Annotated in this window: 23 protein-coding genes and 1 pseudogene; 6 read left to right on the top strand and 18 right to left on the bottom strand. The window is 60.9% G+C overall.

All coding sequences use genetic code 11. The annotated features are described in order from the left end of the window. Positions 1-231 precede the first annotated feature (231 nt). The 3 genes from ACVDG8_RS09255 to ACVDG8_RS09245 are packed head-to-tail and all read right to left on the bottom strand — an operon-like array spanning position 232 to position 2,728. Entirely contained in the window at positions 232-861 is a 630-nt protein-coding gene (locus tag ACVDG8_RS09255; protein ID WP_447254435.1) for an SDR family oxidoreductase, read from the bottom strand. 1 nt (position 862) lies between these two features. Beyond that, positions 863-1,813: an alpha/beta hydrolase gene (locus tag ACVDG8_RS09250; RefSeq protein WP_447254434.1), complete on the bottom strand. Its 951-nt coding sequence runs from the start codon at positions 1,811-1,813 to the stop codon at positions 863-865. 36 nt (positions 1,814-1,849) lie between these two features. Beyond that, the gene (locus ACVDG8_RS09245; protein ID WP_447254433.1) at positions 1,850-2,728 is read right to left on the bottom strand and encodes an NmrA/HSCARG family protein; all 879 of its coding nucleotides are present in this window, start codon (positions 2,726-2,728) and stop codon (positions 1,850-1,852) included. Between the two features lie 113 nt (positions 2,729-2,841). On the opposite strand from ACVDG8_RS09245, the gene ACVDG8_RS09240 reads away from it, so the two are divergent. From ACVDG8_RS09240 to ACVDG8_RS09220, 5 genes are all read left to right on the top strand, one after another. Then, positions 2,842-3,738, top strand: a complete 897-nt coding sequence (locus ACVDG8_RS09240; RefSeq protein WP_447254432.1) for a LysR family transcriptional regulator — start codon at positions 2,842-2,844, stop codon at positions 3,736-3,738. A 648-nt stretch (positions 3,739-4,386) separates the two neighbouring features. Beyond that, positions 4,387-4,920 carry a sigma-70 family RNA polymerase sigma factor gene (locus ACVDG8_RS09235; protein ID WP_447254431.1) on the top strand — a complete coding sequence of 178 codons (534 nt, stop codon included), beginning with the start codon at positions 4,387-4,389 and terminating at the stop codon, positions 4,918-4,920. Further along, a complete protein-coding gene (locus tag ACVDG8_RS09230; protein ID WP_447254430.1) occupies positions 4,907-5,692 on the top strand; it encodes an anti-sigma factor family protein in 786 nt (261 codons plus the stop codon). Before ACVDG8_RS09235 ends, ACVDG8_RS09230 begins: the two co-directional genes overlap by 14 nt. A 430-nt stretch (positions 5,693-6,122) precedes the next feature. Further along, positions 6,123-6,530, top strand: a complete 408-nt coding sequence (locus ACVDG8_RS09225) for a hypothetical protein (RefSeq protein ID WP_447254429.1) — start codon at positions 6,123-6,125, stop codon at positions 6,528-6,530. Positions 6,531-6,897: 367 nt separating this feature from the next. Then, positions 6,898-7,548 (top strand): DUF4336 domain-containing protein, encoded by a 651-nt coding sequence (locus ACVDG8_RS09220; protein ID WP_447254428.1) that lies wholly within the window; start codon positions 6,898-6,900, stop codon positions 7,546-7,548. 645 nt (positions 7,549-8,193) lie between these two features. Here the strand turns inward: ACVDG8_RS09220 and ACVDG8_RS09215 are convergent. From ACVDG8_RS09215 to ACVDG8_RS09175, 9 genes and pseudogenes are all read right to left on the bottom strand, one after another. After that, positions 8,194-9,741: a Do family serine endopeptidase gene (locus ACVDG8_RS09215; RefSeq protein WP_447257282.1), complete on the bottom strand. Its 1,548-nt coding sequence runs from the start codon at positions 9,739-9,741 to the stop codon at positions 8,194-8,196. A 319-nt stretch (positions 9,742-10,060) separates the two neighbouring features. After that, positions 10,061-10,644, bottom strand: a pseudogene (locus tag ACVDG8_RS09210) (virulence factor family protein). Positions 10,645-11,398: 754 nt separating this feature from the next. Continuing rightward, complete coding sequence (mprF, locus tag ACVDG8_RS09205) at positions 11,399-14,065, bottom strand: bifunctional lysylphosphatidylglycerol flippase/synthetase MprF (protein WP_455707655.1); 2,667 nt, start codon at positions 14,063-14,065, stop codon at positions 11,399-11,401. Between the two features lie 3 nt (positions 14,066-14,068). Next, positions 14,069-15,028: an ABC transporter permease gene (locus tag ACVDG8_RS09200; protein WP_447254424.1), complete on the bottom strand. Its 960-nt coding sequence runs from the start codon at positions 15,026-15,028 to the stop codon at positions 14,069-14,071. Continuing rightward, positions 15,012-15,953, bottom strand: coding sequence for an ABC transporter ATP-binding protein (locus ACVDG8_RS09195; protein ID WP_447254423.1), 942 nt, complete (start codon positions 15,951-15,953; stop codon positions 15,012-15,014). The genes ACVDG8_RS09200 and ACVDG8_RS09195 overlap by 17 nt, the downstream gene beginning before the upstream one ends. After that, entirely contained in the window at positions 15,950-16,825 is an 876-nt protein-coding gene (locus tag ACVDG8_RS09190) for a COG1470 family protein (protein ID WP_447254422.1), read from the bottom strand. Before ACVDG8_RS09190 ends, ACVDG8_RS09195 begins: the two co-directional genes overlap by 4 nt. A gap of 569 nt (positions 16,826-17,394) precedes the next feature. Beyond that, on the bottom strand, positions 17,395-17,820 hold the full coding sequence (locus ACVDG8_RS09185) for an ion channel (RefSeq protein WP_027167798.1): 426 nt from the start codon (positions 17,818-17,820) through the stop codon (positions 17,395-17,397). A 172-nt stretch (positions 17,821-17,992) separates the two neighbouring features. Beyond that, positions 17,993-18,184 (bottom strand): hypothetical protein, encoded by a 192-nt coding sequence (locus tag ACVDG8_RS09180; RefSeq protein ID WP_447254421.1) that lies wholly within the window; start codon positions 18,182-18,184, stop codon positions 17,993-17,995. 307 nt (positions 18,185-18,491) lie between these two features. Then, complete coding sequence (locus tag ACVDG8_RS09175; protein WP_023780675.1) at positions 18,492-19,691, bottom strand: IS256 family transposase; 1,200 nt, start codon at positions 19,689-19,691, stop codon at positions 18,492-18,494. A gap of 264 nt (positions 19,692-19,955) precedes the next feature. Between ACVDG8_RS09175 and ACVDG8_RS09170 the strand changes: the two genes are divergently transcribed. Beyond that, the gene (locus tag ACVDG8_RS09170; protein ID WP_447254420.1) at positions 19,956-20,228 is read left to right on the top strand and encodes a hypothetical protein; all 273 of its coding nucleotides are present in this window, start codon (positions 19,956-19,958) and stop codon (positions 20,226-20,228) included. 18 nt (positions 20,229-20,246) lie between these two features. On the opposite strand, the gene ACVDG8_RS09165 is transcribed toward ACVDG8_RS09170, so the two are convergent. The 6 genes from ACVDG8_RS09165 to ACVDG8_RS09140 all read right to left on the bottom strand — a co-directional run bounded on the left by ACVDG8_RS09165 (position 20,247) and on the right by ACVDG8_RS09140 (position 25,218). Next, a complete protein-coding gene (locus ACVDG8_RS09165) occupies positions 20,247-20,993 on the bottom strand; it encodes an FAD-dependent monooxygenase (protein ID WP_455707818.1) in 747 nt (248 codons plus the stop codon). After that, complete coding sequence (locus ACVDG8_RS09160) at positions 20,990-21,448, bottom strand: FAD-dependent monooxygenase (RefSeq protein ID WP_455707654.1); 459 nt, start codon at positions 21,446-21,448, stop codon at positions 20,990-20,992. Before ACVDG8_RS09160 ends, ACVDG8_RS09165 begins: the two co-directional genes overlap by 4 nt. 16 nt (positions 21,449-21,464) lie before the next feature. Next, on the bottom strand, positions 21,465-22,025 hold the full coding sequence (locus ACVDG8_RS09155) for an SH3 domain-containing protein (protein ID WP_447254418.1): 561 nt from the start codon (positions 22,023-22,025) through the stop codon (positions 21,465-21,467). A gap of 91 nt (positions 22,026-22,116) precedes the next feature. After that, positions 22,117-22,434: a DUF982 domain-containing protein gene (locus ACVDG8_RS09150; protein ID WP_447254417.1), complete on the bottom strand. Its 318-nt coding sequence runs from the start codon at positions 22,432-22,434 to the stop codon at positions 22,117-22,119. Continuing rightward, on the bottom strand, positions 22,431-22,856 hold the full coding sequence (locus ACVDG8_RS09145; RefSeq protein WP_447254416.1) for a hypothetical protein: 426 nt from the start codon (positions 22,854-22,856) through the stop codon (positions 22,431-22,433). The genes ACVDG8_RS09150 and ACVDG8_RS09145 overlap by 4 nt, the downstream gene beginning before the upstream one ends. A 490-nt stretch (positions 22,857-23,346) precedes the next feature. Then, the gene (locus ACVDG8_RS09140; protein WP_447254415.1) at positions 23,347-25,218 is read right to left on the bottom strand and encodes a chloride channel protein; all 1,872 of its coding nucleotides are present in this window, start codon (positions 25,216-25,218) and stop codon (positions 23,347-23,349) included. Positions 25,219-25,241 lie beyond the last annotated feature (23 nt).

The following is a 25,241-nucleotide window of genomic DNA, read 5'->3' as shown; positions in this document are numbered from 1 at the left end:
TGGATGCGGAAAAGGTTTAGGCCGATTACTCTTATTCCAGCACCTCGCCGCAGTGCGAGTAGGAGGCAGCTAGATGCTCGTGGCTGGAATGCGCCTCTGGCGTCCGTAATCCGCCGGAGAGGAGGCGTGTGAGTTAGCGATATCGCCGGCCGGTCAGCCAGGCAAACTTAACCACCGCGCTCAGGGCCGCCGATCACATCACCCAGGGCGCGCGGGTTTTAATGCTGACTTTCACCAACTGATCAAGGGCGATTTGCGCAGCCACGTATCTGCGGTGAGCTGCTGAACGACGAAATCCGCGACATCGGCTCGCGCGATCGTCCCACCATGTACGCCCGAAAGGTCGGTCAACGCTTTGATGCGGCCGCGCGCCGGCTTGTCGTTGAGGACCATCGGTCGAACGATGGTCCAGTCGAGCGTGCTGCCGCGGATAGCATCTTCCTGCCGATCCTTGTCTTCATAGACTTTCCGCAGCATCAGGGGCAGCAACAATCTGTCGAAGAAAAAGCCGCCATGGCCGCGGCTGTCACCGGCGCCCAGGCCGGTGATGCACACCAACCGGCGGATTTTTTGCTCCGCCATGACGCCGACCAGAGCGCGCGTGGCTGTCGAAAGCATGGTAATCTCGCGGAACGGGCTCATGGCGGTGCCCAATGAACTGACAACGGCATCACAGCCTGCGATGGCACGGGTCAGCGCGGCGGGATCGCGGGCGTCGCCTTCGACGAGCTCGGCGCCGGCGAGGTCAGTGGCCTTTGCCTTGGAGCGAACGAGGGCTACGACGTCGTGTCCCGCTGCGAGAGCCTTGCTGACAATCAGCCGGCCGGTTGCGCCTGTGGCGCCTAATACCAGAATTTTCATATCAAATCTCCGAAGGAGTGCTGATGGACGGGGAAGCATCGATGAGACGTTGGCGGAGGAAGTCGCCGATGGCGTCCACGGACTGCTCGGCTGCGAGAAACTGGCCGAGGGACGACTGGAATACATGTGGCATGCCCTCCCAGACCGACAATGTGATCTCCACGCCGGCCGCCCGCGCCCGGTCGGCATAGCGGATGGAATCGGCGAGCAGCAATTCGTCGTCGCCGACATCGATGCGGATCGGCGGCAGGTCGTGGAACTGCGCATAAAGCGGCGAGGCCTTAGGGTTTGTGGCATCCTGGCCCTGAAGATACATTTCCGCAAAGCCCTGGAGCACGCCGCGCGTGAAGATCGGATCCGCCGCTGCCCTCGTCTCGAAGCTGTCGCCGGTGAGCGCCAGGTCGGTCCAGGGCGACATCGCGGCGGCCCCGACCGGTTGCATTATGCCCTTCGTCTTGTCGGCAGCTAGGATCGACAGCAGTGCCAAGGTCAAACCGCCACCGGCAGAGTCGCCTACAACCGCGATCCGTTCGGCGCCCTCCGCAACGAGACCGCGATAGGCGGCGAGCGCATCGTCGATCGCTGCCGGGAACGGATGCTCGGGCGCGCGCCGGTAGTCCTGGACGAAGGTATCGGCGCCGACGCGTGCGGCGATCTGGCCCGCGAAGTTGGTGAGCGCCTCGGCTGAGCCGAGCACATAGCCACCACCATGAATATAGAGCATGCGTGCGCCCGGCCGTGGGTTCGACAGTCGCAGCCAGAAGCCCGCAATTCCCCCGACCGTCGCGGGCTCGGCCCGCACATTCGCAGCGGCGGGCGTGGCGGCAAACATAGCGTCGAACATCGGGCGCGCGTCAGGGCCCATCGGCTCGCCCTTGTGGGCCGAAGCGGCCTGTCGCATCGCGGCCACGGCCGGACCGTCCTCAGGCAAGAGTGGTTGGATCGTCGTCATCGTTTGGTCTCCTTGGTTGGGGGCAGGGATGCAGGCTCAGCCCTTCGCCCACTGCGTCGCGGCATCCTTGGCAAAAGCGGCATAGGAGCGCGGGGCATGACCGAGCAGCTTGGTCAGACGGGCAATGTCGTTCGCGGTCGCCACTGCGCCATCGCTCTGATACCGGCTGAACATCAGGCGCAGATCGAGCGCGTGCCAGGCGGGCAGCATGGTCTTCGTGCGCTGCTCCATGACGACAAGATCATCACCGCCGTACCGGATCGCGCGGCCGAGGGCTTGGCTCCAGATAGTGGCGATACCTTCGCCGGTCAGGCTGTCCGGACCAACCAGAGCGTAAGTCTCGCGGCCGAGCGGCGTCGCCGCCTGCTCGCGGCGAACCAGCTCGATCGCGGCGGCCTCGCCGATGTCGCGGATATCGACCATCGAGATACCTTTCGCGCCGATCGGCGCGCCGTAGACGCCGGCCTTCAGCAGGACGTCCTTTTGACGAAGATCATTCTGGATGAAGTAGGCAGGGCGTAGAACCGTCGCGGGCAGATCGAGCGCCTCGATCATCCGCTCGACCGTGTACTTGCCCGCGAAATGCGGAACGTCGGCATAGGGCTCGCCGCCGAACACCGAGAGATAGACGATGCCCTTGACGCCGGCCTCGCGAGCCACCGTCAGCGCAAGCATGGCCTGGGTCAATTCGTCCGCGACATTCGGCGCGAGCAGGAACAATGTGCTGACGCCTTCCAGCGCAGATCGTAGCGAATCCGGGTCGGCGAGATCACCGCGGACCGCCTTTACACCTGATGGCAGTTGCGCGGCCTCAGGGGAACGAGTCAAGGCGCGGACCTCGACGTTGCGCCCCTGCAGGTGGGCCAGGACTTGGGACCCGATGGTCCCGGTGCTGCCGGTTACCAAAATAGCCATTGTGAAAACTCCTTATGATGTTTGTGCGTGTCGAGAGAAAGATACGCGTTCCAATCATGAGCGGGAGATGCCACGGTCGGGACAACCTGTCTCGATATTGGAACGTTCATCCTATGGATCTCGAAGCTCTGGCGGACTTCAACCTCGTTGCCACCCATGGCGGTTTCGGCCGAGCTGGTCGCCTCTCCGGGCGATCCAAGGCGACGTTGTCGCGCCATGTGAGCGAACTCGAACACAGCCTTGGCGTGAGGCTGATCGAGCGTGGCTCCCAAAGTTTGCGACTGACAGACGAAGGGCGAGCGCTTCACGAGCGCACCGACGGATTGCTGTCGGAAATTGCGGAGGCGGGGGAGGCCATTGTATTAGGTGCGTCCACCCCCAGAGGCAGGCTGCGGGTGAGCGCTCCGGTGGTTTTCGCGCATGTGGCGCTTCCCAGGATCGCCACCCGGTTCGCTCTCGCCTATCCGGAGGTCAAGCTTGAGATTGTTGCCGAGGATCGCAAGGTCGATCCGGTCGAGGAAGGCTACGACCTTGTGATCCGGATTGATCCGTCACAGGATGAACGGCTCATCGGTCGCCGATTTCTCAATGACGAGCGCCTGATCGTTGCTTCACCGGACATGCCGCGCCCTCAGCCGGCGCCTGGCGGTACACCGAGTCCCGTAAAGGCGATCTTGCTGAGCGCAACTTCGCTGAACGTTGTTTGGCGCATGAAATCCGATGTTCCGGACGAAGTCCTTTTCAAACCCGAGCCGATCCTGCGCTTCTCTTCCCTGCTGATGGTGCGCGAAGCCGTTCTCGCAGGTGGGGGCGCGGCGTTGCTTCCGAAGCTTCTTGTCGCGGACGATATCGAGGCGGGCCGGCTCGTTTGCTGGGGAACTCACGCCGGTCCGTCTGTCGAAATCTGGGCGCTCCAAAGCTCGCGACGTCTTGTCGGCGCCAAGGTTCGCGCTTTCCTGGATGTGATGGAAAGGGCGTTTCCTACCAAAGTTTTCGTTCCTGCACTCTGAACAAGAACCTGTCCTGCCGCCCATAAGCGTTGAGGAAAGAGGTGGCACCGGACATGCAGTCGCACCATTGTGTGCGTCAGCGGCGTAGCGACCTTTGGCTCTGGTCGTGCGCACACGGCTTTATTCTCCGCACGGGCGCGTTACTTTTTGTCAACTAACTACCCTAGTGCTGTCGAACTGCGAATGGGATCGCGGCGAGGTCGGGTTATCCACATAACAGAATTCCGCACATGGTTTCCGTACAAAACCATTCTCGGATCGCTATCCGGGCGCCACTTACGGCGGTGTACGGAAATCGGTCGTTTTCCGGACACGTGATCTCAACCTTGGAGTAACCCGCGTCGGAATTGCGGAAACGAGCCCCCGAATGTGGGAACGACACGCACCGTATGCCGTCAGCTGAAGACTTTTCGAAAAATGATCGTCCAATCTGGAATAGTTTCCGGCCGAGCCTAGTAAGTGGTGCAAACGAGGTGAACACGACGTGACGGGACCACGTTTTGAAAAAGGAGCGGCAGCGAGCACTGATGTTTCGCAACTCTTCAGAGCTTGCCGTCGGAGGAGCACGCTCCCATCTGGCCCAGCGGTTGCTGTCCCTGTCCCTGTCCGCTGGGCCGCCTATTTTACTTCGAAATAGCAAGAGGCAGGATGAAACCAGCGCTCGACGTCGTGCCACATCTGGAGGATCTTTGGCGGTATGGCCGGGTCCTCACCGGAAATGATGCGGACGCCGACGATTTGGTGCAGGAGGCACTTGTCCGCGCACTGTCGCTGGCGCGTACTTACGACAGCTCCAGGCCGCTGCTTCCCTGGCTGATCAGGATTGTTCGGAACACCTTTTTTACCGGCTCTAGTCGGAGCAAGGCCGATAGACTCCGCGTGGCATCTCTGGCTGACATGTCACCTTCGGCATTGCCGCCATCGCAGGAGTATTGCGCCGAACTCTCCGATGTGGGCAGGGCGCTCGCACGGATGCCAACGGAACAGGCTGAAGTGCTTCATCTGGTTGGAGTGCTGGGCTTCACCTATTCCGAAGCCGGGGAATTGCTGGGGATACCGACGGGAACCGTCATGTCCCGGCTGAGCAGGGCTCGTGCCGCCTTGAAACACCATTTGGAAAACGCGGACAACAAAGGTTCCGGTCATTTGAGGATCGTGGGAGGGCGTAATGAGGTCCGATAATCGCGTTTCTGAAGAGGATATCAGCCGCTTTCTGGACGGCGAGCTCTCGCCGTCGCAAAGGTCTGAGCTTCAAGCCCGACTTGCCCGCGAGCCCGGCCTGGCGGCAGAAGTTTTCGCTCACGCCGAGCGCATGGAAGCGCTGCGCAACGCCCAACCACAGCGATTGTTTCCGCCCAGCGCAAGCCTGGACAAGGCAAGGCTGTTGGAAAGCGCATTTCGCCGAAGGAGACTTGTTGCGATGTTCAGGCTGCAAGTTGCTGCTGTCGCGCTGGTTGCTATCGGGTGGTCGGCCAACTCGTTGACCCTGCCGCTTCGCCAGGGAGGCAAAACGGCCGATCAGACCTTCATTTTGGCAGCGCGAGATGCGTTGCGCGTCGCACAGCTGAATGCAGGCCCGGAGAACGGCACCGAGCTGAAGCAGGACAAGATCGAACGGTTGGTGGGTGCGGTCAATGTCAGCATGCCGACCCTGCCGTCGGTGTGGGTGGTGAAGGACGTCCAGGTGCAGCCTTGGAATGGACAGCAGAGTCTTGTAGTGACGGCCGATACACCCAGCGTCGGCCGGATCACGCTTGTCGCCGCTCCAATGAACGGTGAGGACGCTGTTCCACCAACCCCGGCCACTGACGGACGGGTGCCGACGGTCTATTGGCAATCGGGAGGGACGGCCTACGCCTTGATGGGATCCGCCGCGCCGGAACGTCTGGAGAAGGAGGCCAAGCAAATCGAGGTCGCCACGCGCAGGAACGTTGCGCCGAAGACAAGGGGTTAGTCAGTCTGCGATGCTATTGGAAGGGAGCGAATGCACTCCGTATTTGACCTATTGAGCCCTGCATTGTCGGGCCATGACCGGATTGGCCTTGACCGGCCTTCGAGTGAAGGGCCGGCCGCTGCCTTCACACCAAGAGCGAGCCTGGCCCCATGAACGTCCTTTCCTTCGAAAGGCGGTATTTTCCGTCCACGTGTCCTGTCTGCGCCGGCACGGCGCTCGAGGCCGAGGTCGCTCTTCGCAAGGTCGAATTCCAATGCGCATCTTGCGGAGGTTTCGAGATCACTTCCGCGGCCCGCTCTGCAATGAGAGGGCTGTCGGACGAGAACCGTTTAGTGTGGTTGTCGCAAGCCAGGCAACAGGGTTCCACGATTCCGCTGGTTGCCTGCGCTAACGAGGCCCTGAGAACCGACCTCTCTGGTGACACAGACTGATGTCCAAGGAAGTGCGACCGCACGGGCACTTCCTGACGGCCCGGCACCAGGCTGGGGTGGTGTCGGGCCGTTTCCATCTTGGCGCAATGAGTTCAGCTCAACGTCTCGTCATTGATATTCTGACGATCACGATGCGCAGATTGGAAGAGTGCGAAAAGATCGGCCCCATAGGGTATCCCGGTGACGGAGACTACATCGCCGTATTGGGAGACAACGGCCGCGAGAACTGGTTGCTCGGTGGTGAGCCGTGTGGACTGGATGGGGCTGTCCTTGCAGATCAGGCAGCGGCTCTGCCTACGTACTACCCGCACGGATCTCGCCTCGTGCTTGTAACGATAAGAGACAACTGGATTGTCGCGCTCCGGGACTTCGGCGCGGCCGAGACCAGCCAAAATCCCAACGGATGATCCCGAGGAACGCCTTGACTGCAGGGAAAAAGGAAACAGCCGAACTCTGGCGCCACAGCGATCTTCAGGCCGCGACGATGCTACGTGCGTTAACGATGCCTTTGATACGCGCACTGAAACGGCGATTTTGGAGGTCGCCGCCGAGATGAGCCTGGATCGGTTAGAGGTTATTCGACTTGCGATTCGGGAATGGCTGGCGATGCGCAAAGGCGCGCGCTTTCCGACAGACGGCAGCGTGCCATATCAATCTGTGACGGCTGTCTCCTCGGACATCCCCGAGTAGTTCATTATCGATCGCTGAGCCAAGCCCATGCTGCACAGACACACGAATGACCGTTCCAGTTTGGACCTATACGAGCCGATAAATGTGCTCAAGCCTGTGGCTTCCGACGTCTGGATTGTCGATGGACCTGAAATCAGGTTCGGCTTGGGCTGGCTGAAACTGCCCTTTTCAACACGCATGACGATCCTTCGGCTGCGCAGTGGCGAACTGGTCCTGCATTCGCCTGTCGCGTATTCCCCCGCGCTGCGATCGGCGATCGAAATCCTGGGACCAATTCGGTACCTGGTTGCGCCGAACTCCCTTCACTATTGGTGGCTCCCTGGCTGGAAAGTCGCCGTTCCCGGTGCAAAGGTACTGGCTGTGCGTGGGCTGGCGCAGCGAGCGAAGCGCCGGATTGATGTCGATATACTGCTGGTGGGTCGCCATTCACCCTGGCCTGAGGAGATAGATCTCCTGGTGGTCCGTGGTGATATGATTACGGAAGCCGTCTTGTTTCACTGCGGCACCCGAACGCTGATCCTCACCGATCTGATCGAGAACTTCGAGCCGAGCCGCGTTCATAACCGGTTTTTCAAGCTTCTCGTAAGGCTTGCTGGCGCGGCAGACCCGGACGGCAAGTCGCCCATCGACATGCGAGCCAGCTTCGTTCGGCGTCGTCAGGCATTGAAATTGGCGGTTCGTCAGATGCTCGCCTGGCAGCCGGAACGGATCATAATCTCGCACGGCCGATGGTAAGAAAAGGACGGTGCTTCTGAACTGCGGCGGGCATTCCGATGGGTGTTGTAAGAGCCAACTCGTATCGAGCGCATAACGTGCCTTTGATATCTCGCTCCGATTGCAGCGCCTAAGCTTCGCATTTGAACAGAACGGCTAAAATCGCTGTTTTGCTTGTGCTGCTGCCAGCGGTTGCCATGCAGGCGCCGGCGCTGAACACAAGGCCGAGCGTGGTGTCGAGACCAGTGCCCACCGCCAGCGATGCGCGAAGATGTCGCCCGGAATGCCCGACACCATCGACAGCACCCCACCGGCGGATCTTCCATGAAGAACAACGGCGGCAACGGCGCGCCTTCGATCGCGTCGCGGGGCCTGCGTGTAGCCGCTACCGAAGGTAAGACCGCCCAAGACAAGCCCGACAGCCTATCGCCCTGACAACGCGTGATACCGCTGGCAGGAGTTCGTCGCTGGATTAGTCTAGGGAAAGCTCGAGAGCCGCCGGACTAAACCCAAGCGCCTATCTGCCGGCAGGAGCCTCCCGCTTGTCGCTCTTGGCGAGCATCCGTTGGATCATCATTGTTTTCAGCGCGTCGGCTCTGGGGTGCGAAAACCGACGCGCTGAAAAGTCAAACGGATAGCGAACCGACCCTCAGCTCTCTGGTAGGGTCAGCCATTGGCCACAGGCAGTGCGACAAAGCGGCTCGAATCGTCGCGGGTGATCTGCATCAGCACCGCCTTGCGGCCGGCCTTGACGGCATCGGCCATGGCCTTGGAGACGTCGTCCGCGGTGTTGACCTTATTCGAATTGATCGAGGTGATCACGTCGCCCGGCTGAATGCCGCGATCGGCCGCGTCGCTGTCGGGATCGACATCGGTGACCACGAGGCCCTTGCCGCTCTCAGCCTTGGTGACGGTGAGGCCGAGATCGGCCAGCGTGTCGGCCTTGGCGGCGGGCGCCTGACGCTTGCTGCCGTCGTTCGAGGCCTGCTTGTCGCTTGCGGGTAGCGTGCCGAGGTCGACCTTGACCGCCTGGCTCTTGCCGTCACGCCAAACCGTGACATCGACTGATTTGCCCGGCGAGTAAGCCCCGATAAGCCGGGCAAGCTCCTTCGGCGAGGCGACATCCTTGCCGTCGACCTGGGTGATGACGTCACCGGCAACGATGCCAGCCTTCTTGCCCGGGCCGGCATCCTGGGCGCTGGACACCAACGCACCGTTGTTGGACTTCATGCCTAGCGACTCGGCAATGTCCTTGGTGACCGGCTGGATCTCGACGCCGAGCCAGCCGCGCTGGACGGAACCGTTCTTCATCAGGTCCTCAACGACCCGCTTGGCGGTCGAGGCAGGGATGTCGAAGGCGATACCGACGCTGCCACCGGAAGGCGAGAAGATGGCGGTGTTGATGCCGACCACCTGGCCGTTGAGGTTGAAGGTCGGGCCGCCCGAATTGCCGCGGTTGACCGGGGCGTCGATCTGGATGAAGTCGTCATACGGGCCGGCGCCGATGTCGCGGCCGCGAGCCGAGACGATGCCGGCGGTGACCGTGCCGCCGAGGCCGAATGGATTGCCGACAGCAACCACCCAGTCGCCGATGCGGACCTTCGAATCGTCAGCGAAGTCGACATACGTGAACTTGTTGCCGCCGCCGTCGACCTTCAGCACCGCGAGGTCAGTGCGTGGATCGGTGCCGACCAGCTTGGCGTCGAGCTCCTTGCCGTCATTGGTGACGACGCTGAAGTCCGAGCCTTCCGAGACGACGTGGTTGTTGGTGACCAGATAGCCGTCCTCGGAGATGAAGAAGCCCGACCCTTGCGCAACCGGGCGCGGCTGGCCGTTATTGTGGTCGCGGTGACCGAAGCGGCGCATACCGAACTCGCCGCCCTGATCGCCAAAACCTCGGAATTCCTTGAAAAACCGGCGCAGTTCCGGGTTGTCTGGCAAGTTATCGAAACCATTCTGATCGTTGGAGCCGTCGTCGGCCGTCGACTGGACTTTTGCCTTGACCTTGACGCTAACGACCGCCGGCGTGACTCGTTCAACGAGATCGGCGAAGCCCGGCATCTGCGCTGTTTGAACGCGCACGGCATCGGCCAGAACGGGTGTTGTGCCGGTGGCGTAGGCCCCGAAGCCGATCGCCCCGGCGATAGCCACGGACGCTGCGGCAGCCATGATTCGCTTGTGCGTGCTGGAAGATACACTGGGGAAAGTTTTCATCATTTCGTATCCTCTTTCTAGAATCTCGCCCTGATGGGCGACGTGCTGAAAAAGAATAGAGAAGCGCACATTACGACGTCATTTCCATTGCGTGAACATTTGGTAACGTCGGCTAATAATCTATCCAGGCACTGCCCTTGAGATGATCTTGTACTGACGATTGCTGATCAAGGTCAGAAGCTTCCAGTCCTGGCCAAAGCCAAATGGTCGGCTACTTCCTTTGCTCGAATCTGAACAGCAACAGAGCTGCTGAGATCATGCCGTGGCCGCGTTTGCAGCATGGCTGCGTCGGACTCCAGACCGGTGCAGTCAATGAGCGCTACATCTTGGCAGCGACCCTCTTGTTGAAGCCATCCAGGATCTGCTCGGCCAAACGGGCATAGTTGCCATCAAAGTGGTGGCCACCGGTTGTCTTGATCACCTCGACACCTCTTGAGGAGAGCGTGTTACAGAATGTGTCTGTCTCCTCATCTCCGTAGAAACACTGGACCAACTTGGAGGGCACCTGCTCGATCGCTGTTGCGACCGGGACGGCCTCGGAGCTGGGCGCAGCGCCAAGCCACCCTGCGACCTGAATCTCCCAGTCGGCTGCATTCGCGAACCCAAGGAGCGAAATCTGCGCGATACGTGATTTCACTCCAGTGGCGAGGTCGTTGTAGACGAAGGGAAGGACGTCAGCGCCAAAGGAGTAACCAACCAGGGCGACGCTTTTGGCGTGCCATTTTTCGCCATATGTCTGAATGACTGCGGTCAGGTCCGCCGCCGTTTGTTCGGGGGTTTTTTCTCCCAAAAATAGCGGACGCTGTCCCAACCGACTACGGATATCCCACGTGACTGCAGCTCTTCGGCGATTGTCTTGTCCAAGTCGCGCCAGCCGCCATCGCCTGACAGAACGATCGCCATCAGCCCATTCGGGTTTGGCGCCGGCAGCTCGATCAAGGGAAGCGCCGCGAGACCGCTTGCATCGCCCGCATTGAAATGCGGCTGCACAAGTGAGGTAACAGCATCGCTCACGATACCGGGGACAGACTGAATGCTCATCGGCATGCCAGCGCTTTGGAGCGAGGTAAAATAGGCGCGCGCTTCTTTCGGCTCTGCTGCCGTAAAACCAAGGCTCCAAAACCCCTGCAAGGCCTTGGACGGTCCGTACGCGAAACCGCCAAGGCGAGGAGACGAGGGCGCCCCCGCGCAAAGCGGGCGCTCGCTGGGAAGAACCACGCTCGGATCCACCGAGACAGCCCCAGCCACCGTGTTGACGGGAGCCTGCGCCAGAATGGCCCCTGCAAGTGTTCCGCCGGCATCGACACCAGCCAGAATGGGAAAATGGTACTGCAGGCCACTATGCTCGCGCTGCAGTCGGCGGCTCAGTATCTCCACATCGCCCACGAGATTATGGCAGGGCTCCTTTTCTTCCGAGAGCCTGGCCAGATAGGTTTTGGTATCCACGCCGACCGCGAGTGCCCCCTGCCGCCCAAGCGCCGCAAGCGCCGCCTGGTTCGCGTCGCTCCATCCGTTTTGATCCGAAAACAAGACGACGTATCCCTGGATCTGGCCGTCCGGCACCGCAAGGTGGACTTCGCCGTAACGGCCACCCTCAATCGCCAGTGATGGTGTCGGCGCCAGGATTGCAAACGCTGCTGATAGGAAAAAGGCTAGCCTATCCATTCTGGTGTCTTGCTCCTGAGCCTATGAACCTACCACCGATCAGAGCAGTGGCATCCGCGAGGACGACAAATGGGCTCAACGTACCCGAAGCCGCCAGGTAGCGCGGCTCCCACGCTGGATTGAATTTGTTTTTGAAAACTCTGAGGCCCTGGAAATTGTAGAGGCGCGTGCCATATCGCCAAATCATTTCACCCAGCCTGTGCCATCGCGACGATAGGGGAGCCGCCAGTACACCGCTCAGTGGAGCCATGCCGAGGCTCAAACTGCGGTAGCGCATGTCCTTGAGCTCAAGGATCAGCTTCGTGAACAGGAATTCCATGGCATAAGGCGATGCCATGGCCGTGTGCCGCATCAGGCCCACCGACGCTTCCTGGAGGGTTTCGGTCGTCATGACGGTCGTGAAAGCGACGGGAACACCGGCTTGGCGAACGAGGGCGATCCACTGAGAGCCCAGATATGCCGGCTCGAACGCCGCGATCGAGAACCCTTTTTCCCTGGTCTTGCGCGAACGCAGCCACTCGACCGAAACGTCGGTCAGCGGATCCATGATCCGGGCGGTCTGTTGAGGCGGCACCAGTTCGAACGTTAATCCTTCGCGCTCGCCTCGCTTAAGCGCATAGCGAAGGTGGGCACTTGCTCCACCTTTCAGTTCGAAGGCCGCCAGTTGCACACATGCCTCCTCGCCAAGTTTCATGACTGACAGGCCCGCATCCAGATAGAATGGCAGGTTTTCAGGGCGGATCTGGTAGAATGCGGCGCGGCCACCATAACTGGCGGCCAACGCGACGAACCCCTTGATGAGCTCAGGCCAATCCTTGACTGGACCCACGGGGTCGAAGAGCGCGATCCAGCTACGGCCGCGCTTTCCATACATGATGAAAGCGTCTCCCGTTTCGGAGAACATCAGGCTCTTGTCACCCATGAGGGCTAGCATTGTCTGGCTCCTGTCCTGCGCACGAATGATCCGCGAGGCCTGCCCAAGCGCCATCGGGTCCGGACGCGCCGCAAGCCCTTTTGGTGGGCGAAGCAACTGCCAAAGGCCGATTGCGACGGCAAGAACCGCCGCGCCGAGCAAGGCACGCAGCGCCCTGGGAGCTTGCGCGTCGAACTCGAATTGCCACCAGAGATCGCGTGCTGTGTAGTCGGCATTCCGGAACGCAACGAAGAAGATTGCGCTCGTCGCGACGACGATCAGGCTGGCGGCGGCGACCCACCCCAGGGTAAAGGGCTGGTCCAGCATTGACGCTCGCCGGTCGAACTGACGTTTGGTGGCGAGCAGGAGGCAGATCACAATAGCGAGGAATCCAGCCTCGCCATAGGCAAGTCCCTTTGCCAGAGATAAGCCGAGGCTCGCTATGGCCATCAGCAGCGCAAGCCACCAGGCGCCGTCACGTCGCTCGAACAGTCCGCGGGCAACAAACAGAAATACGACGCCTGACAGGCTGCCCATGAAATGAGAGGTTTCCACCACCCACAGAGGCAGTCGCATCGAGAGAATGGCCAGCCTGTGTCCGAAAGTCGGCGTCGCTCCGGACACGAGAAGCATCACTCCGGTCGCAAAAGCGATGACCCCCATGAAGCGCGGTGTAAGGCGTGCTGCCGCCTCGACGAGAGGATCGCCCGCGGCGGGATTCCTCGTTCCGATGGCAAGCCGGGCTTCGAATATTGCGAGCAGAGCCGCGGAAAGCACCACCGGCATGGCAAAATATATCCCCCGATATGCCAGCAGCGCCGCGGCGATCTGATCGACGGAAGCACGTCCCGCGAATGCCCAGAAAACAGCCGCCTCAAATATCCCGATGCCGCCTGGCAAGGTGCTGACGACGCCCAAAGCGGTGGCGGCTGAGAAAATCGCGGCAAAGCTGAGGAAATCGATTGATCCCCCCGGCAGCAGCACCCACAGCGCAGTCGCGGCTCCGAAGAGCCGGATACCAGTCAGCCCAAGCTGCATGGCGGCAATCGCCTTGCTGGGTGGGGCAAGGCAAAAGCCGCCGATGCGGAGCGGCCCGCGCAAGCCAAACAATAGAAGTATGATCGATCCCGAGAGCGCACTCGCAGCCGCGACCTGCAAAAAGGTGGTCGGCCAGTCTAGAAGATGGGAGACCGGGCTCGCCTCGATCAGGGTCGTCAAGCCTCCGAAGCCGGCGAGGCCGAGGCCGAATCCGCCCGCGACGAACAACAGGAGGCGGGCAATATCGTCAGACCGAATCCCGGCAGCGCGGTAGATGCGGTATCTGACAGCCGCGCCTGTGAGAGTGCCAAAGCCAACCGCGTTGCCGAGAGCGGTTCCGCAAAACCCGGCCACCACGGGCGCCAGACGGAGCTTGCGGGCGCCGACGTAATACACCGCACAGATGTCGCGCCCGATCACGGCTGCGAAACTTACCACGGTTGCAAGGATCGACCAGCCGACCGCGGCAGCCGGGAAATGACTGAGCGCGTGCACGAGGGCGTGATAGTCGATGCCCTGGATCGTGCTGCCGAATGCCAGAACAAGAAGGCTCAATGCTGCAAAAATGATTGCGGTAAGCGCGAGGCGTCGTGCCTTGGCACCGGATTGGCTTCCCAGTCGCGGAATATCCAATTGCACCCCACCGGGGGTGGAATTCTCTTCTGCGATGCTCGCGCCTCCGACATCGGTTTGGGCGGCTAGCGACATACCTTACGCCCGTATCTCTTGTCGCTGGAACGAAACGTAGGCGATGGTGAACAGCACAAGAAGTGCTGCGATCATGCCGGCGAGCTGCGGCCAGATCAGGGCCACGCTCAGCGAGAAGGGCAGGGGTGCTCCCATCAGCGCGCCGCTCATTTGGTCAGCAAACAGCAAACCGAGCGAGCGCGTTGCCGGGTTGAGCAAGGCAAGCGTGGCTTCCCCATAGAGCGTGTTGGGCGAGACGCGGGCGATGGCCTGCTGAATATCGATTTGATGAACCGCTGTCATCGGATCGAGAGGGTCGATCGGCGCGACGGCGCCGGCGATCAGCGGCGCCAGCATCGGCCAGAATACGGAGAACAGCAGCCATGCGGTGAGGGCGCACAACGCCGACGTCGCCGGTGCTTTGACGATGGTGGAGAAGGCCATTGCCACCGCCAGCCAGACGCCGGCATAGACGAAGGAGGCAAACAGAAAGGCAACGCCGCGGGCGATCTCCTCGCCGCTGGGCGGCAGCCCGAGCAAGAGCATGCCAAGGCCAGTGACCAGCAGCCACAGGGCCAGCAGGCAGATGGCGATGACGAGCAGCCCGCCCAGGAATTTGCCCGTGAGAAGCGCGTCACGGTAGATCGGTTGAGACAGGACGCGCGACAGCGTGCGGCGGTTGTATTCGCCGTTAATGGCATCGAAGCCGAGTGCGATCGCCACCAATGGCACCAGGAAGCCGAGGAAGAAGACGAAGGATGGCAGGGGTTGCTGCGCGGTGGTGAACAACCGCAGGAACAGGAACTGATCTTCACCGATTGTGGCCTTGATCTGGCCGATCGCGGCATAGACCGATCCGATTGCAGTAAGCAGCATCAGAACCATAACCAGGTGGATGCGGATGCTGTTCATGTGATCGGCGGCTTCCTTGAGCGCGATCGTCGACAGGCCAGCAAATGGTGATCCTTCACGCCGCGACATCATGGTTCACTCCTTCGAAATAGCGGACATAGACCTCGTCGAGCGTGGCCCGGCGGATGGTCATGGAACGAAGCGCACCGCCGGCGCCAACGATGCGCCGGGCGAGGTCAGCCCTGACATCCGCGTCGGCATCGACACGCCAGCGTCCCCCTTTCAAGGCGGTCAGTCCGGATACGTGCGGTGCCCCGGCAAGCACCTTCACCAGATTGGCGTTTTCGACTTCGACCTCGACCATATATGAGCCGCCGAGGACGTTGGCGGTGAGATCTTCGACCCCTCCGATGAGCCCGATGCGGCCTTTGCGGAAAAGCGCGACTCGGCCGCAGATCGTTTGCATCATCGCGAGCTGGTGGGAGGAAAGCACGAACGTCACGCCCTCGGCCACCAGCTCACGGATCAGCTCCAGCAGTTCCTGCGTCGACTGCGGGTCAAGACCCGAAGTCGGTTCGTCAAGGATGGCGATTTCGGCTTGCTTGACGAGCACTTCGGCCAGTCCGAGCCGCTGGCGCATGCCGTGCGAGAAGGTGGCGACGCGGCGATGGGTGACGTCGGCGAGCCGCACCCGCGCCAAAGCATCAATGATGCGCGTGTCGGCCTCTTTGGATATCAGGCCTGCAAGCCTTGCCGTATAGGCGAGATTTTCCCATGCAGTCAGATGATCGTAAAAACCGATCTGGTCCGGCAGGTAACCTACCTGCCGTTTGACGGTCAGCGGCTGGCGCAGCGGATCGAGTCCGAGGATACGGATCGAGCCCGCTGTCGGCTCAGTGAGGCCGAGAAGCAAGAGGATCGTGGTGGTCTTCCCCGAGCCATTAGGGCCGAGCAAACCGAATACCTCGCCCTTCTCGACAGTGAGATCGATGCCGTCAACCGCCGGAAATCGACCGTAACGCTTGACGAGGCCGCGCGCTTCGATAACCGGGCTCATCGGCGTCCGTACCGCGTCACGGCGAAGGCGAGCATCAAGGCAGAGGCGCCGATGACGCCGAGGCCCGTCACTCCCCATAGCGTCGATGTGCGCACGGTGACCCGGAAATTGGCGCTATCGGATGCGCCCTCACCATTGGCACGGACCGAGACCATGTAGTCGCCGGCGATCGCCTGGGTCGAAGGTGTCATCGAGACGCCGACGTCGGATGTTCCGCCTGGTGCGATCTCGTCGACCTTCTCGGGATTGAAGGTGACCTTCCAGCCGGATGGTGGGCTCGCCGAAAGCTTCAGATCGCGGGCCGGGGCCGACCCGCTGTTGGACAGCGTGAATGTGAAGGTGCGTTCCCGACCCGCCGTGGCATCGCCGGAAAGCCGGCCCTGGGGACCTGAAAGAGAAACGGATGGCCTGCCGGTAATGTCGAGCAGCAGTTTGGTGTCGGCGCTGGCGGTGCCGCCGCTGGCGGCGATCGCAACCGGATACTGACCGGCCTGGGCGTTGTCCGGCGGCTGGACGCCGACGGAGAGCGTTTTAGATTCTCCGGCTTTCAGCGGCAAGCTGGTCAGTTCCTGCGAGCCATAACCCTGCTTGAAGGTCACCTGGAAGCCGGGTGGCGCCTTCGAAAGCAGATTGACCGTCGAGTCTTCCTGGCCATCGTTCTTGATGTCGACTTGGAAGTCGAAGGCTGATTTGGCGGTGCCGCGCAATGCAGGGAGCTTGGGTTCCAGTGTCAACTTTGCCGGCTCGGTCTTGGCGAGCGTCACCACCATCGGCAATTTGAGAGCTTCCGTGCCGGCCTTCCCGGACACGGCAAAGTTCACGGCCTTGCCAACGTCACCTGTCGGCGGCGTCAGCTTCAGCACAAGATCCACCGTGCTGTCCGCCCCCGCTATCGCGGCGCCGACTGGTTTGCCGCCGCCATCGATCTCCGACTTCCACCCGCCTGGCAGCCCATCGATCCCGAACTCTACCCGTTGGGGCGGGAGCCCGCGGTTCGCCAACCTCAAGGGCACACTTACGTCCTTGCCGGCCTGGGCCGAGAATTCAGGATAGGGCGTGGTCAGCCACAGGCCGGTCGGCGCTTGGCTCGCGGCACTCGCCGCGGTTTGTGCGTGTGCCTGAGGTGCAGTTGCAACGAGGCCGGCCGCCAATATGGCTGTGGCGACACAGGTTGTTGGCTTTGAAAAGGGCGTGCGAATACCCGCAGGATTCATCGATACCTCCCGCCTACAAATTGAAAATTATCGTTTTCTTGCAAAGCTTTGGCGACTTTGCGCGGGGAGAATGGGGTGCCTCTATTGTGGCACGAGTTGGGCGATTCCAGCCTATCGGGCCCGCGTTCACGGATTTGTTCCTATTTGTAATAACGCGTGATGGCGCTTGCTGCCGATTCTCAGTCGAAAAGGTCGCTCTGCTGGAATGCGAAAGCGCCGCGCGGGCCTTATTTTCCCTTCCCTCGCCAATCCTCTACCAGCGAGAAGAGAAACGAGCCTGACCAGGTCAGGAGTAGCAATCCGTTCAGTGGCGCTATGGACGTGACGAGGCGCATTTCACCGGCGGGTATGACGTTATTGTACCCCAGGGAGGCGTAAGCCTCTGCTGCATAGTAAAAATAATCCATGCTCGACGGAAAGGTCTTTCCGTTGAAATCGCCGAGGGAAAAGGTCTGGTCCGCGAGGTGGAATATCGCGGCATAAATCCCGATCTCCAGAAGATGCAATCCAACCAGGCCGCAGATAACGAAGAGCAGCGCGGGATAAGCCCCAGCTGACCTGCGGGCCAATCTGTCAAGGCGTTGGATTGCCTCATAGTGGAGCGAAGACGAACCGATGACTGCGACAAATGTCAAGGCGATGGCGATCAGCATGTTCAAGGGATTGTCTCGCTGTCTCTTTTCAGCGCTTTGAGCTGCCGGCAGAAGAGGAATGTTTGAGACCCGCGTACGAGTGGATCGTTACCTTCCTGATACCACAGTGCCGACCGTACTCGGCGTGGATCGGGACCACCGGCTAGGTAGTGGGTCGAAAGGTCAAGAGTCGCTACTCTATCTTTTCAAGCTCCGCTGATAACTGCTCGGGCGTAATCAAACCCTGCCTGAAAAGGCTCATCACCTTGATTGCGATCCGCTGACGGTCAGAGTCGCCAACGATGTGGTGCGCGGCGCAATAGTCATCTAATGTTTTTGTCAAAATGGCGAGTTCGACGGAATCAGCCACACCGTATGGTGACATGCTTGCCTCCCAATGCCTGGGACGATAATCGCTTCCGAGCGTCCGCTTGTCTTTGTTTGGTACGGGCGACGGATGGAAGCTACGCTTTAAATGTGACCCCCAAGAGTCAATTTAAACCGCACCCGAAAAAGTGAACGCTCGGCCGGCCTAAGAGGCCAGCAGATGCATCCTCCCTAAAGAAATCGATCACCCAATTGGAGAGCAATTCGTGCATTTCGGCTCCTTCCGCCAAACGGTGGATCGTGTCCCGGGGAGTGGTGTAGCTGACGGCATTGGTCGCCGTGCTCTCCGGCATGGGCCGGGCTGATCAGCGCGCCACGGCTGGCAAGCTGATCAGGGGATCATCGCTCATCTGGCTGATCGTTTCCAGAGTCATATATCTGGCCCGCTGCACTGCCCATTCATCGTTCTGTTCGAGCAGGATTGCGCCGACCAGACGCACGATCGCATCGTCGTTCGGGAAGATTCCGACGACCTCGGTGCGCCGCTTGATCTCGCCGTTGAGACGCTCGATCGGATTGGTCGAGTGCAGCTTGGCGCGGTGTTCTTTCGGGAAGGTCATGTAGGCCAGCACGTCGGGCTCGGCGTCGTCCATGATTGTCGCCAACTTCGGCACCTTCGGCCGGATCTGGTCGGCGACGGCGCGCCATTGCACGCTTGCGGCCTCGGGCGTTTCCTGGGCGAAGGCGGTGGCGATGAAAGCGGAGACGACCCTGCGGCCGCTCTTGCCGGCATGGGCCAGCACGTTCCTCATGAAGTGGACGCGGCAGCGCTGCCATGTCGCGCACAGCACCTTGGTGACGGCCGCCTTGATGCCTTCATGGGCATCGGAGACGACGAGCTTGACGCCGCGCAGGCCGCGGCGGGTCAGCTTGCGCAGGAACTCCGTCCAGATCGGCTCGGCCTCCGAGGTGCCAATCTCCATGCCCAGCACCTCGCGCCGGCCGTCCGCGTTGACGCCGACGGCAATGATGACGGCGACCGAGACGATGCGGCCGCCGCGGCGCACCTTCAGGTAGGTGGCGTCGATCCACAGATAGGGCCAGTCGCCCTCGATGGGTCTTTCAAGGAACGCTTTGACCTTGCCGTCGATCTCCTCGCACAGCCGCGAGACCTGGCTCTTCGAAATGCCGCTCATCCCCATGGCCTTGACCAGGTCGTCAACCGAGCGGGTCGAGATACCCTGGACGTAGGCCTCCTGGATGACGGCGGTCAGCGCCTTCTCGGCCATGCGGCGCGGTTCGAGGAAACCGGGGAAATAGCTGCCCTTCCTGAGCTTCGGGATGCGCAGCTCGACGGTGCCGGCGCGCGTCTCCCAGTCGCGCTCGCGATAGCCGTTGCGCTGGGCCGTGCGCAACGGGTTCTTCTCGCCATAGGCGGCGCCGGTGGCGGCCCCAACCTCCATTTCCATCAGCCGCTCGGCGGCAAAGCCGATCATCTCGCGCAGGAGATCGGCATCCGGGGTCTTCTCCACGAGCGTGCGCAGGTTCATCATGTCGTCGGTCATCGGTGGTCCTTCCGAATTGGGTTGGCGTCAACAACCAAACCCTACCGGAAAGCGCCGATGACCACCGCAAAGCCGCTCGCTCGCTACAGCGCGACTAACGGCGCACTCGCGAGCGGCTTCACTACCGCCGAGCTACACCACCTGTGGGGACACGACCAAACGGTGAGGTAACGGACGGCTGCAGACCGACGTCGCAGGTCATTTCATTGGATCTATTGAGGCGGTGAGAGCATACTGGCCTGCGCCTTCCTCGTAAGGAAAGGCATGCTCGTGCGCATGGGTGCCAGAAGTATCCCGATTGAATACTACATTCTCAGGATTGCCGGGCCGACCGCTCCGGAGTCTGGCACCAATAGCACAATCGTCGGTTACCTTGCCGATCAGCCGATCTTCGCCACGGTCGCGGATTCAGCAGGCACTCGCTACCGCTACGTTGGGCTCGCAGCACGACTGTCCGACGGGCGTTACGATGTCCAATCGCTCTCTTCCGGCGAATGGATCGTTGAGCCGGGCCTCGTCTACAGTTTGGATGGCTGACCTTCCTGCCCAGAACGGTCAACCGATTGGGAGCCGCCAGCGATAGTCGGGTAGCCGCACCGCGTCGCTAATTTCCTTTCCGATCGCCAGGCGCGCCAGCCCGGGCACAGCGAATGCCTTCGTTACCAAGTTGCGGAATAGCAGGCCTAGCTGTGTCCTGGGTGCCAAAGCAGTGGCAAATCGCTCCGCTCCCCGCTGTTTTGCTTGGATGTAGTCCCGTAGGAACGCTTCATAGCTGAGGAAAGCTTCCCGATGCCGTCCGTCGGCTTTCAGGAGTTCGCCTGCCAGCACGTAGGCGGAAATCATCGCCAAGGCTGAACCCTGTCCAGCTAACAGGGAAACGCAAAACGCGGCGTCGCCGGTGAGGGCAACGCGACCTTGAGACCAGCTGTTCATCATGATCTGGCTGACGCTGTCGAAATAGAGCTCCCCAGTACGATCCAACTCCTCCAGAATGTGAGGGCATTCCCACCTCCCATCGTCGTATCTTTCCCGCAGCATTTCCTTTTGCATGACCAACGCCGCTGGCAACGACTCGCTGCCGACGGCGAAGACGAACAGGAAAAGCGTGCGGTTGTGATGCAGCGTGAAACGGCCGACCATTCGCCCCGGCCGGCCGTACATCAAGTACACGTCCTCGTCGCGCGGGCAGTAGCCCTCGACCTCGAATGCCGCGACCGCGTAGCCGAGTTTCTTCTCGAATTGACGCTGGGGCCCGAATGCCAGCCGACGAACGCCCGAATGCAGACCATCCGCGCCTATCACCAAACAAACTTGCGTTCGCCTCCATGTTTGAAACGAACGCGCACGCCGTCTGACGCCTCTTCAAGCCCGGCGATCTCATCGCCAAAAATGATCTCTGTCCTGTCTTTGGCCTTTTCGAAGAGCAGCCGCGAGAGATCGCTGCGCGCGAGCGTGACATAGCGGCCGTTTGTCAACTCGCCGAAGACGTCTGTGCCAAAGCCTGCGACGCGCTTTCCGTTATCGTCCACGATGCGCATTTCGCGCGCATGATATCCCACGCGATTGATATCTGCCTCGAGGCCCATCCTCCCGGCGATCCAATAGCCAAGGCCCCAAAAATCGATGACATAGCCCCCGGTGCGCAATTCAGGCGCCTGTTCGATCAGAGTCGGCCGGAATCCGGCGGCGTCGAGCCAAAAAGCAAGGGCAGGCCCCGCAATGCCGCCGCCGGAAATCAACACCGTTCGGTCGGTCATTTTGAGCCACCCCTTCTTAAAGCACTTCGCCGGGATAGACGCCCCACAAGTCGGTTTGTTTGACGAAGCCGGACGTTTCCCCTAGCGCAACAGCGCACCACTTTCCGTCGCACCGTGTCAGTTTGACTCGGACGCGAGGCTCGAGCCAGGCGGTGATGGGACTATCGATTGTCGGTTTGTTGCGCAGCGCCACATTGTTCTTCGTCCAGGGAGCGACAATCCCCGTTCTGCGCCCCGACAACAGGGGTCCAAAGATCCATCCGGTGGTTCCCTCCCAATCCCTTACGCGGCGCCAATTGCCATACTGCTGGTAGATCTCCAGCGGGATGCCCGGGCGTGTCATGACCCATTGGATGTCGTAGCCGGTGCCAGGGCCGGCGCGAAGGTTGGCCGATGAAGCTTTCAGCGAGACGAAGCGAGGTAGAGGAAGAGCTCTGACCTCCGCCCGCAGCCCAGCCATCGGTGCGGGTATCGAGATCAGCGCGGTTGTAAGAATGAAAAGGGCGAGCACGAGTTGTAACCGACGTCCGACCAGCCGGCGGACTGTCAGGAAGCCGAGCGGTGCTCCGGAATTCATGGTCGTTTACCTGCGAATGGGAAGGATCGTATCATCAGACGCCGTCGGAGGCGCCGCTCACTGTGTCCGGACGATCGCTCGGTACTTAGGCTTATTCGACGAGCATGTGCGCTTCTCGAGCCGCATCGACCAATGCGTCCCTGGCGACGTCGGCCGCAATGCCGCCGTTCATGGCTTGGCGGCAGGCGCGTAGTGCCGCCAGATGCTTCTGACTTCCTGCGCTGCGCCAGTGTTTGGTAAGCAAGTCGACCGCTTGATTGGCGTTGGAAAGGTTCTCGATCTTGCCGAAAATGCCGATCGCCACTGGCACCGGCCTTGAAAACCACGCTTCGTACATGGCCTGGCCCCCATCGCGATGAATGCCCGGCAGTACATGCGCGCTGCCGGGTGATTCTGAAGTGGCCGTCAACCCTTGGTGCTGTCCTGAGCCACGCTGTTGGTCGGGATTGTGTCCATCGCTGCCAACCTGTCCGCACATAGGTCCGCGGCGCCCGGAGCATCCTTCTTCATTCCAGCCAGTTTCACCCACCCGCCGTCGCTGATGAAACTGTCCCTCTGGTAGGACGATGTTCCCTTCAACTTGGCCAGGTTTTCGCTCGCGTTTGACGCTGTGATGAATTTTTGGACGCAAAAATTGGCGACCAGTTCTGCCCGCGCCTTTATGGCCGCAGTCTTCGCCATTGACGATGCTGTTCCTCCCAGGGTCCAACCGCCGGCAGTAAAGCCGACGATCATCGTCAGCATCACCGCGCCTACCAATGACCAGAACCAGAGCGTCTTGGAGGGTTGGTATTCGTCGAAGCGTTCCGAAAATGTTTGATTGTCCGCCATGGCATTTTCCTTTTGATGATGACCGCGAAGCAACCCGACCTTTCGGGCTGGTGAGACCGTTCTGCCAAACCTGGCTCGGCAATTAGGGAAGAGGGGACCAGGAATGACCGGCTTCCAGTTGCGGGCAAAGATGCCAGTGGTGGAGGTCCTCGGACGCTCGATCTCGCCTTCCGCGCTTCAACATCAGCGACATTGTATTTTGGCACCTGGAAATTCTCCAAATGACGCGTGCGGACGAATTTCGCCTTCATGCTGCGTATACCAAGCTTGGCCGGAAACTATTCCAGGCCAGTCGCAATTTTGTGAAGCGGTGGATCCCGCTGGTCGAACGCGGCTGTGCGTCTGGCGCTTTCAGGCGCCGGCCGCTGCCACGTCATGGACACCGGTCATATCGTCCAACAGGGTGCCGCCAGCGACGATCCGATTTCACTACGCCTGGCTCGGTCTTTTTGGCGGCGCGGATCCCGCGCGCTTGATGCCGGCTGGACCGTTATCTCGGATAGATCTTCAGGCCGTCGGCCACGGAGTTGGCGACATGCTCCCTGGTGATGACGCCGACAACGTCATCTTCTCGCGGAATCCCGTGGCCGTGCACGACGACGGCCATGAATGCGTTCTTGCGCCAAATCCGTTCGATCACGTCGGAGACGACCATGCTCTCGCCGACGATCGTGTAGTCACGGCTGGCGATGTCCCCGAGCGTGACGCCGGTATGCGCGCCCTCGAGGCCGCGCCGCAGCCCGGTGTTGACGCGGAGCACACCGAAGATCTGGCCATTTCGGATGACCACCACATGGCGAAGCCTGCCCTCCGCCTCATGCTCTCGCAAAAAATCGTCGAAGCGGTGTTCCGCCTGGAGCACCAGGATGCCGGCGTCCATCACCTCGCGCGCATGGCGGACCAGGAACATGTTGGCGTGCAACGCCTTGGGAATGGCACGTCCCCGACGGACCAGCTTTAACGTGTAGATGTTCTCACGCGAAAGCAGTCGCCGGACTCCGACGCTGGTGGCCACGGCTAAGATCATCGGCATGACGATGTCGTACTCGCGGGTCATCTCGAAGGTCATGGTGATCGCAGTCATCACAGCCCCCGTACCGCCGCCAACCATCGCCCCCATGCCCACCATGGCAAAGGCAGGAATGCTGATCGGGATTGGAATTCCGATGGCCTGCAGCAGTGCGGCAAAGCCGCCGCCCAACGTGGCGCCCATGAACAGCGAAGGCGAGAAGATGCCGCCAGAAGATCCCGAGCCCAGGCTCATGGAGGTAGCTATAACCTTGCAAGCGAACAACAGGGCCAACAGCCATACCGCGGAGGTGTGACCGACCAGGATGCTCTCGATCGTCGCATAGCCCACGCCGTCAACATAATACTGTCCGAGCGTGACGAAGAGAACATACATCAGCAGCCCCAGCAGCAGCATGCCGAGTATGTGGCGTATGTATCGCCCCGGAATTTTGTCGAACCAGTCCTCGACCAGATGCAGGCTGCGGATGAAGCCGGCCGCCGCCACTCCGGTCACCCCACCGAGGGCAGCATAGAGCACCAGCAGCGCGACCGCATTGCCGTCCGTGGTCAGGGCCTGCAATTGCGGCACGGCAAATGCCGGCTGCTGTCCGATGAACCAGCGCCCCACGAAAGTCGCGGCGCCGGTTGCTATCGCAACCGGAAGGAAAGTGCTCACACTCACTTCGGGCATCATCAACTCGATCGCGAACATGACGCCCCCGATCGGCGTGTTGAACGTAGCGGCTATACCGGCACCCGCCCCTGCCGCGACCATAGCGATCCGCTGGCCAACCGGCATCTGGATGATCTGCCCCAATGTCGATCCAAGCGCCGATCCGATCTGGATTATCGGACCCTCTCGACCAACCGACGAGCCACTGCCGATGGCAACGGCTGACGCCAGCGATTTTACCAACGCCACGATAGGGCGGATCTTGCCTTCCTTGTAGTAGATGGCGTCCATGACTTCCGGCACGCCGTGGCCCTTGGCTTCAGGCGCGAAGTTGCTAACAAGAAAGGTGACCACAACGGCGCCGATCACCGGTGCCAGAATGATGAACGCACCCCATCGGCTCGGCGCCGTGAACACGTTCGCGTCATAGCCGACCGCCAACATGCCATTGAAGAAGAGATTGTGAAGCAGACCGATCAAATCCCGAAACAGGACGGCGCCGAGACCGGTTACCACGCCCAGAGCGAGGGCGAGGACGGTAAGATACAAGAGACTGAGCCGATGCCTCTCTTCATCTTCCATCGCCTCACGATGGGGTGCATCCTGTGCGGAAAGTTTGCCAGCTCGATGTACGTTGGCCATCGAACTGCTCGGCGTTGATGTGTCGCCACGTGCCATGAAAGGTCTGCCCCGGGAAATGA

This window comes from Mesorhizobium sp. ORM8.1 (genome assembly GCF_053005525.2).
This window is presented reverse-complemented; position numbering and strand designations above follow the sequence as displayed.

Coding starts and splice junctions, on each gene's coding strand:
- ACVDG8_RS09255 (WP_447254435.1), bottom strand. CDS start 861: ATGAAAATTCTGGTATTAGGCGCCACAGGCGCAACCGGCCGGCTGATT.
- ACVDG8_RS09250 (WP_447254434.1), bottom strand. CDS start 1,813: ATGACGACGATCCAACCACTCTTGCCTGAGGACGGTCCGGCCGTGGCC.
- ACVDG8_RS09245 (WP_447254433.1), bottom strand. CDS start 2,728: ATGGCTATTTTGGTAACCGGCAGCACCGGGACCATCGGGTCCCAAGTC.
- ACVDG8_RS09240 (WP_447254432.1), top strand. CDS start 2,842: ATGGATCTCGAAGCTCTGGCGGACTTCAACCTCGTTGCCACCCATGGC.
- ACVDG8_RS09235 (WP_447254431.1), top strand. CDS start 4,387: ATGAAACCAGCGCTCGACGTCGTGCCACATCTGGAGGATCTTTGGCGG.
- ACVDG8_RS09230 (WP_447254430.1), top strand. CDS start 4,907: ATGAGGTCCGATAATCGCGTTTCTGAAGAGGATATCAGCCGCTTTCTG.
- ACVDG8_RS09225 (WP_447254429.1), top strand. CDS start 6,123: ATGTCCAAGGAAGTGCGACCGCACGGGCACTTCCTGACGGCCCGGCAC.
- ACVDG8_RS09215 (WP_447257282.1), bottom strand. CDS start 9,741: ATGAAAACTTTCCCCAGTGTATCTTCCAGCACGCACAAGCGAATCATG.
- mprF (WP_455707655.1), bottom strand. CDS start 14,065: ATGTCGCTAGCCGCCCAAACCGATGTCGGAGGCGCGAGCATCGCAGAA.
- ACVDG8_RS09200 (WP_447254424.1), bottom strand. CDS start 15,028: ATGATGTCGCGGCGTGAAGGATCACCATTTGCTGGCCTGTCGACGATC.
- ACVDG8_RS09195 (WP_447254423.1), bottom strand. CDS start 15,953: ATGAGCCCGGTTATCGAAGCGCGCGGCCTCGTCAAGCGTTACGGTCGA.
- ACVDG8_RS09185 (WP_027167798.1), bottom strand. CDS start 17,820: ATGCTGATCGCCATCGCCTTGACATTTGTCGCAGTCATCGGTTCGTCT.
- ACVDG8_RS09180 (WP_447254421.1), bottom strand. CDS start 18,184: ATGTCACCATACGGTGTGGCTGATTCCGTCGAACTCGCCATTTTGACA.
- ACVDG8_RS09175 (WP_023780675.1), bottom strand. CDS start 19,691: ATGACCGACGACATGATGAACCTGCGCACGCTCGTGGAGAAGACCCCG.
- ACVDG8_RS09170 (WP_447254420.1), top strand. CDS start 19,956: ATGCTCGTGCGCATGGGTGCCAGAAGTATCCCGATTGAATACTACATT.
- ACVDG8_RS09160 (WP_455707654.1), bottom strand. CDS start 21,448: ATGACCGACCGAACGGTGTTGATTTCCGGCGGCGGCATTGCGGGGCCT.
- ACVDG8_RS09155 (WP_447254418.1), bottom strand. CDS start 22,025: ATGAATTCCGGAGCACCGCTCGGCTTCCTGACAGTCCGCCGGCTGGTC.
- ACVDG8_RS09145 (WP_447254416.1), bottom strand. CDS start 22,856: ATGGCGGACAATCAAACATTTTCGGAACGCTTCGACGAATACCAACCC.
- ACVDG8_RS09140 (WP_447254415.1), bottom strand. CDS start 25,218: ATGGCACGTGGCGACACATCAACGCCGAGCAGTTCGATGGCCAACGTA.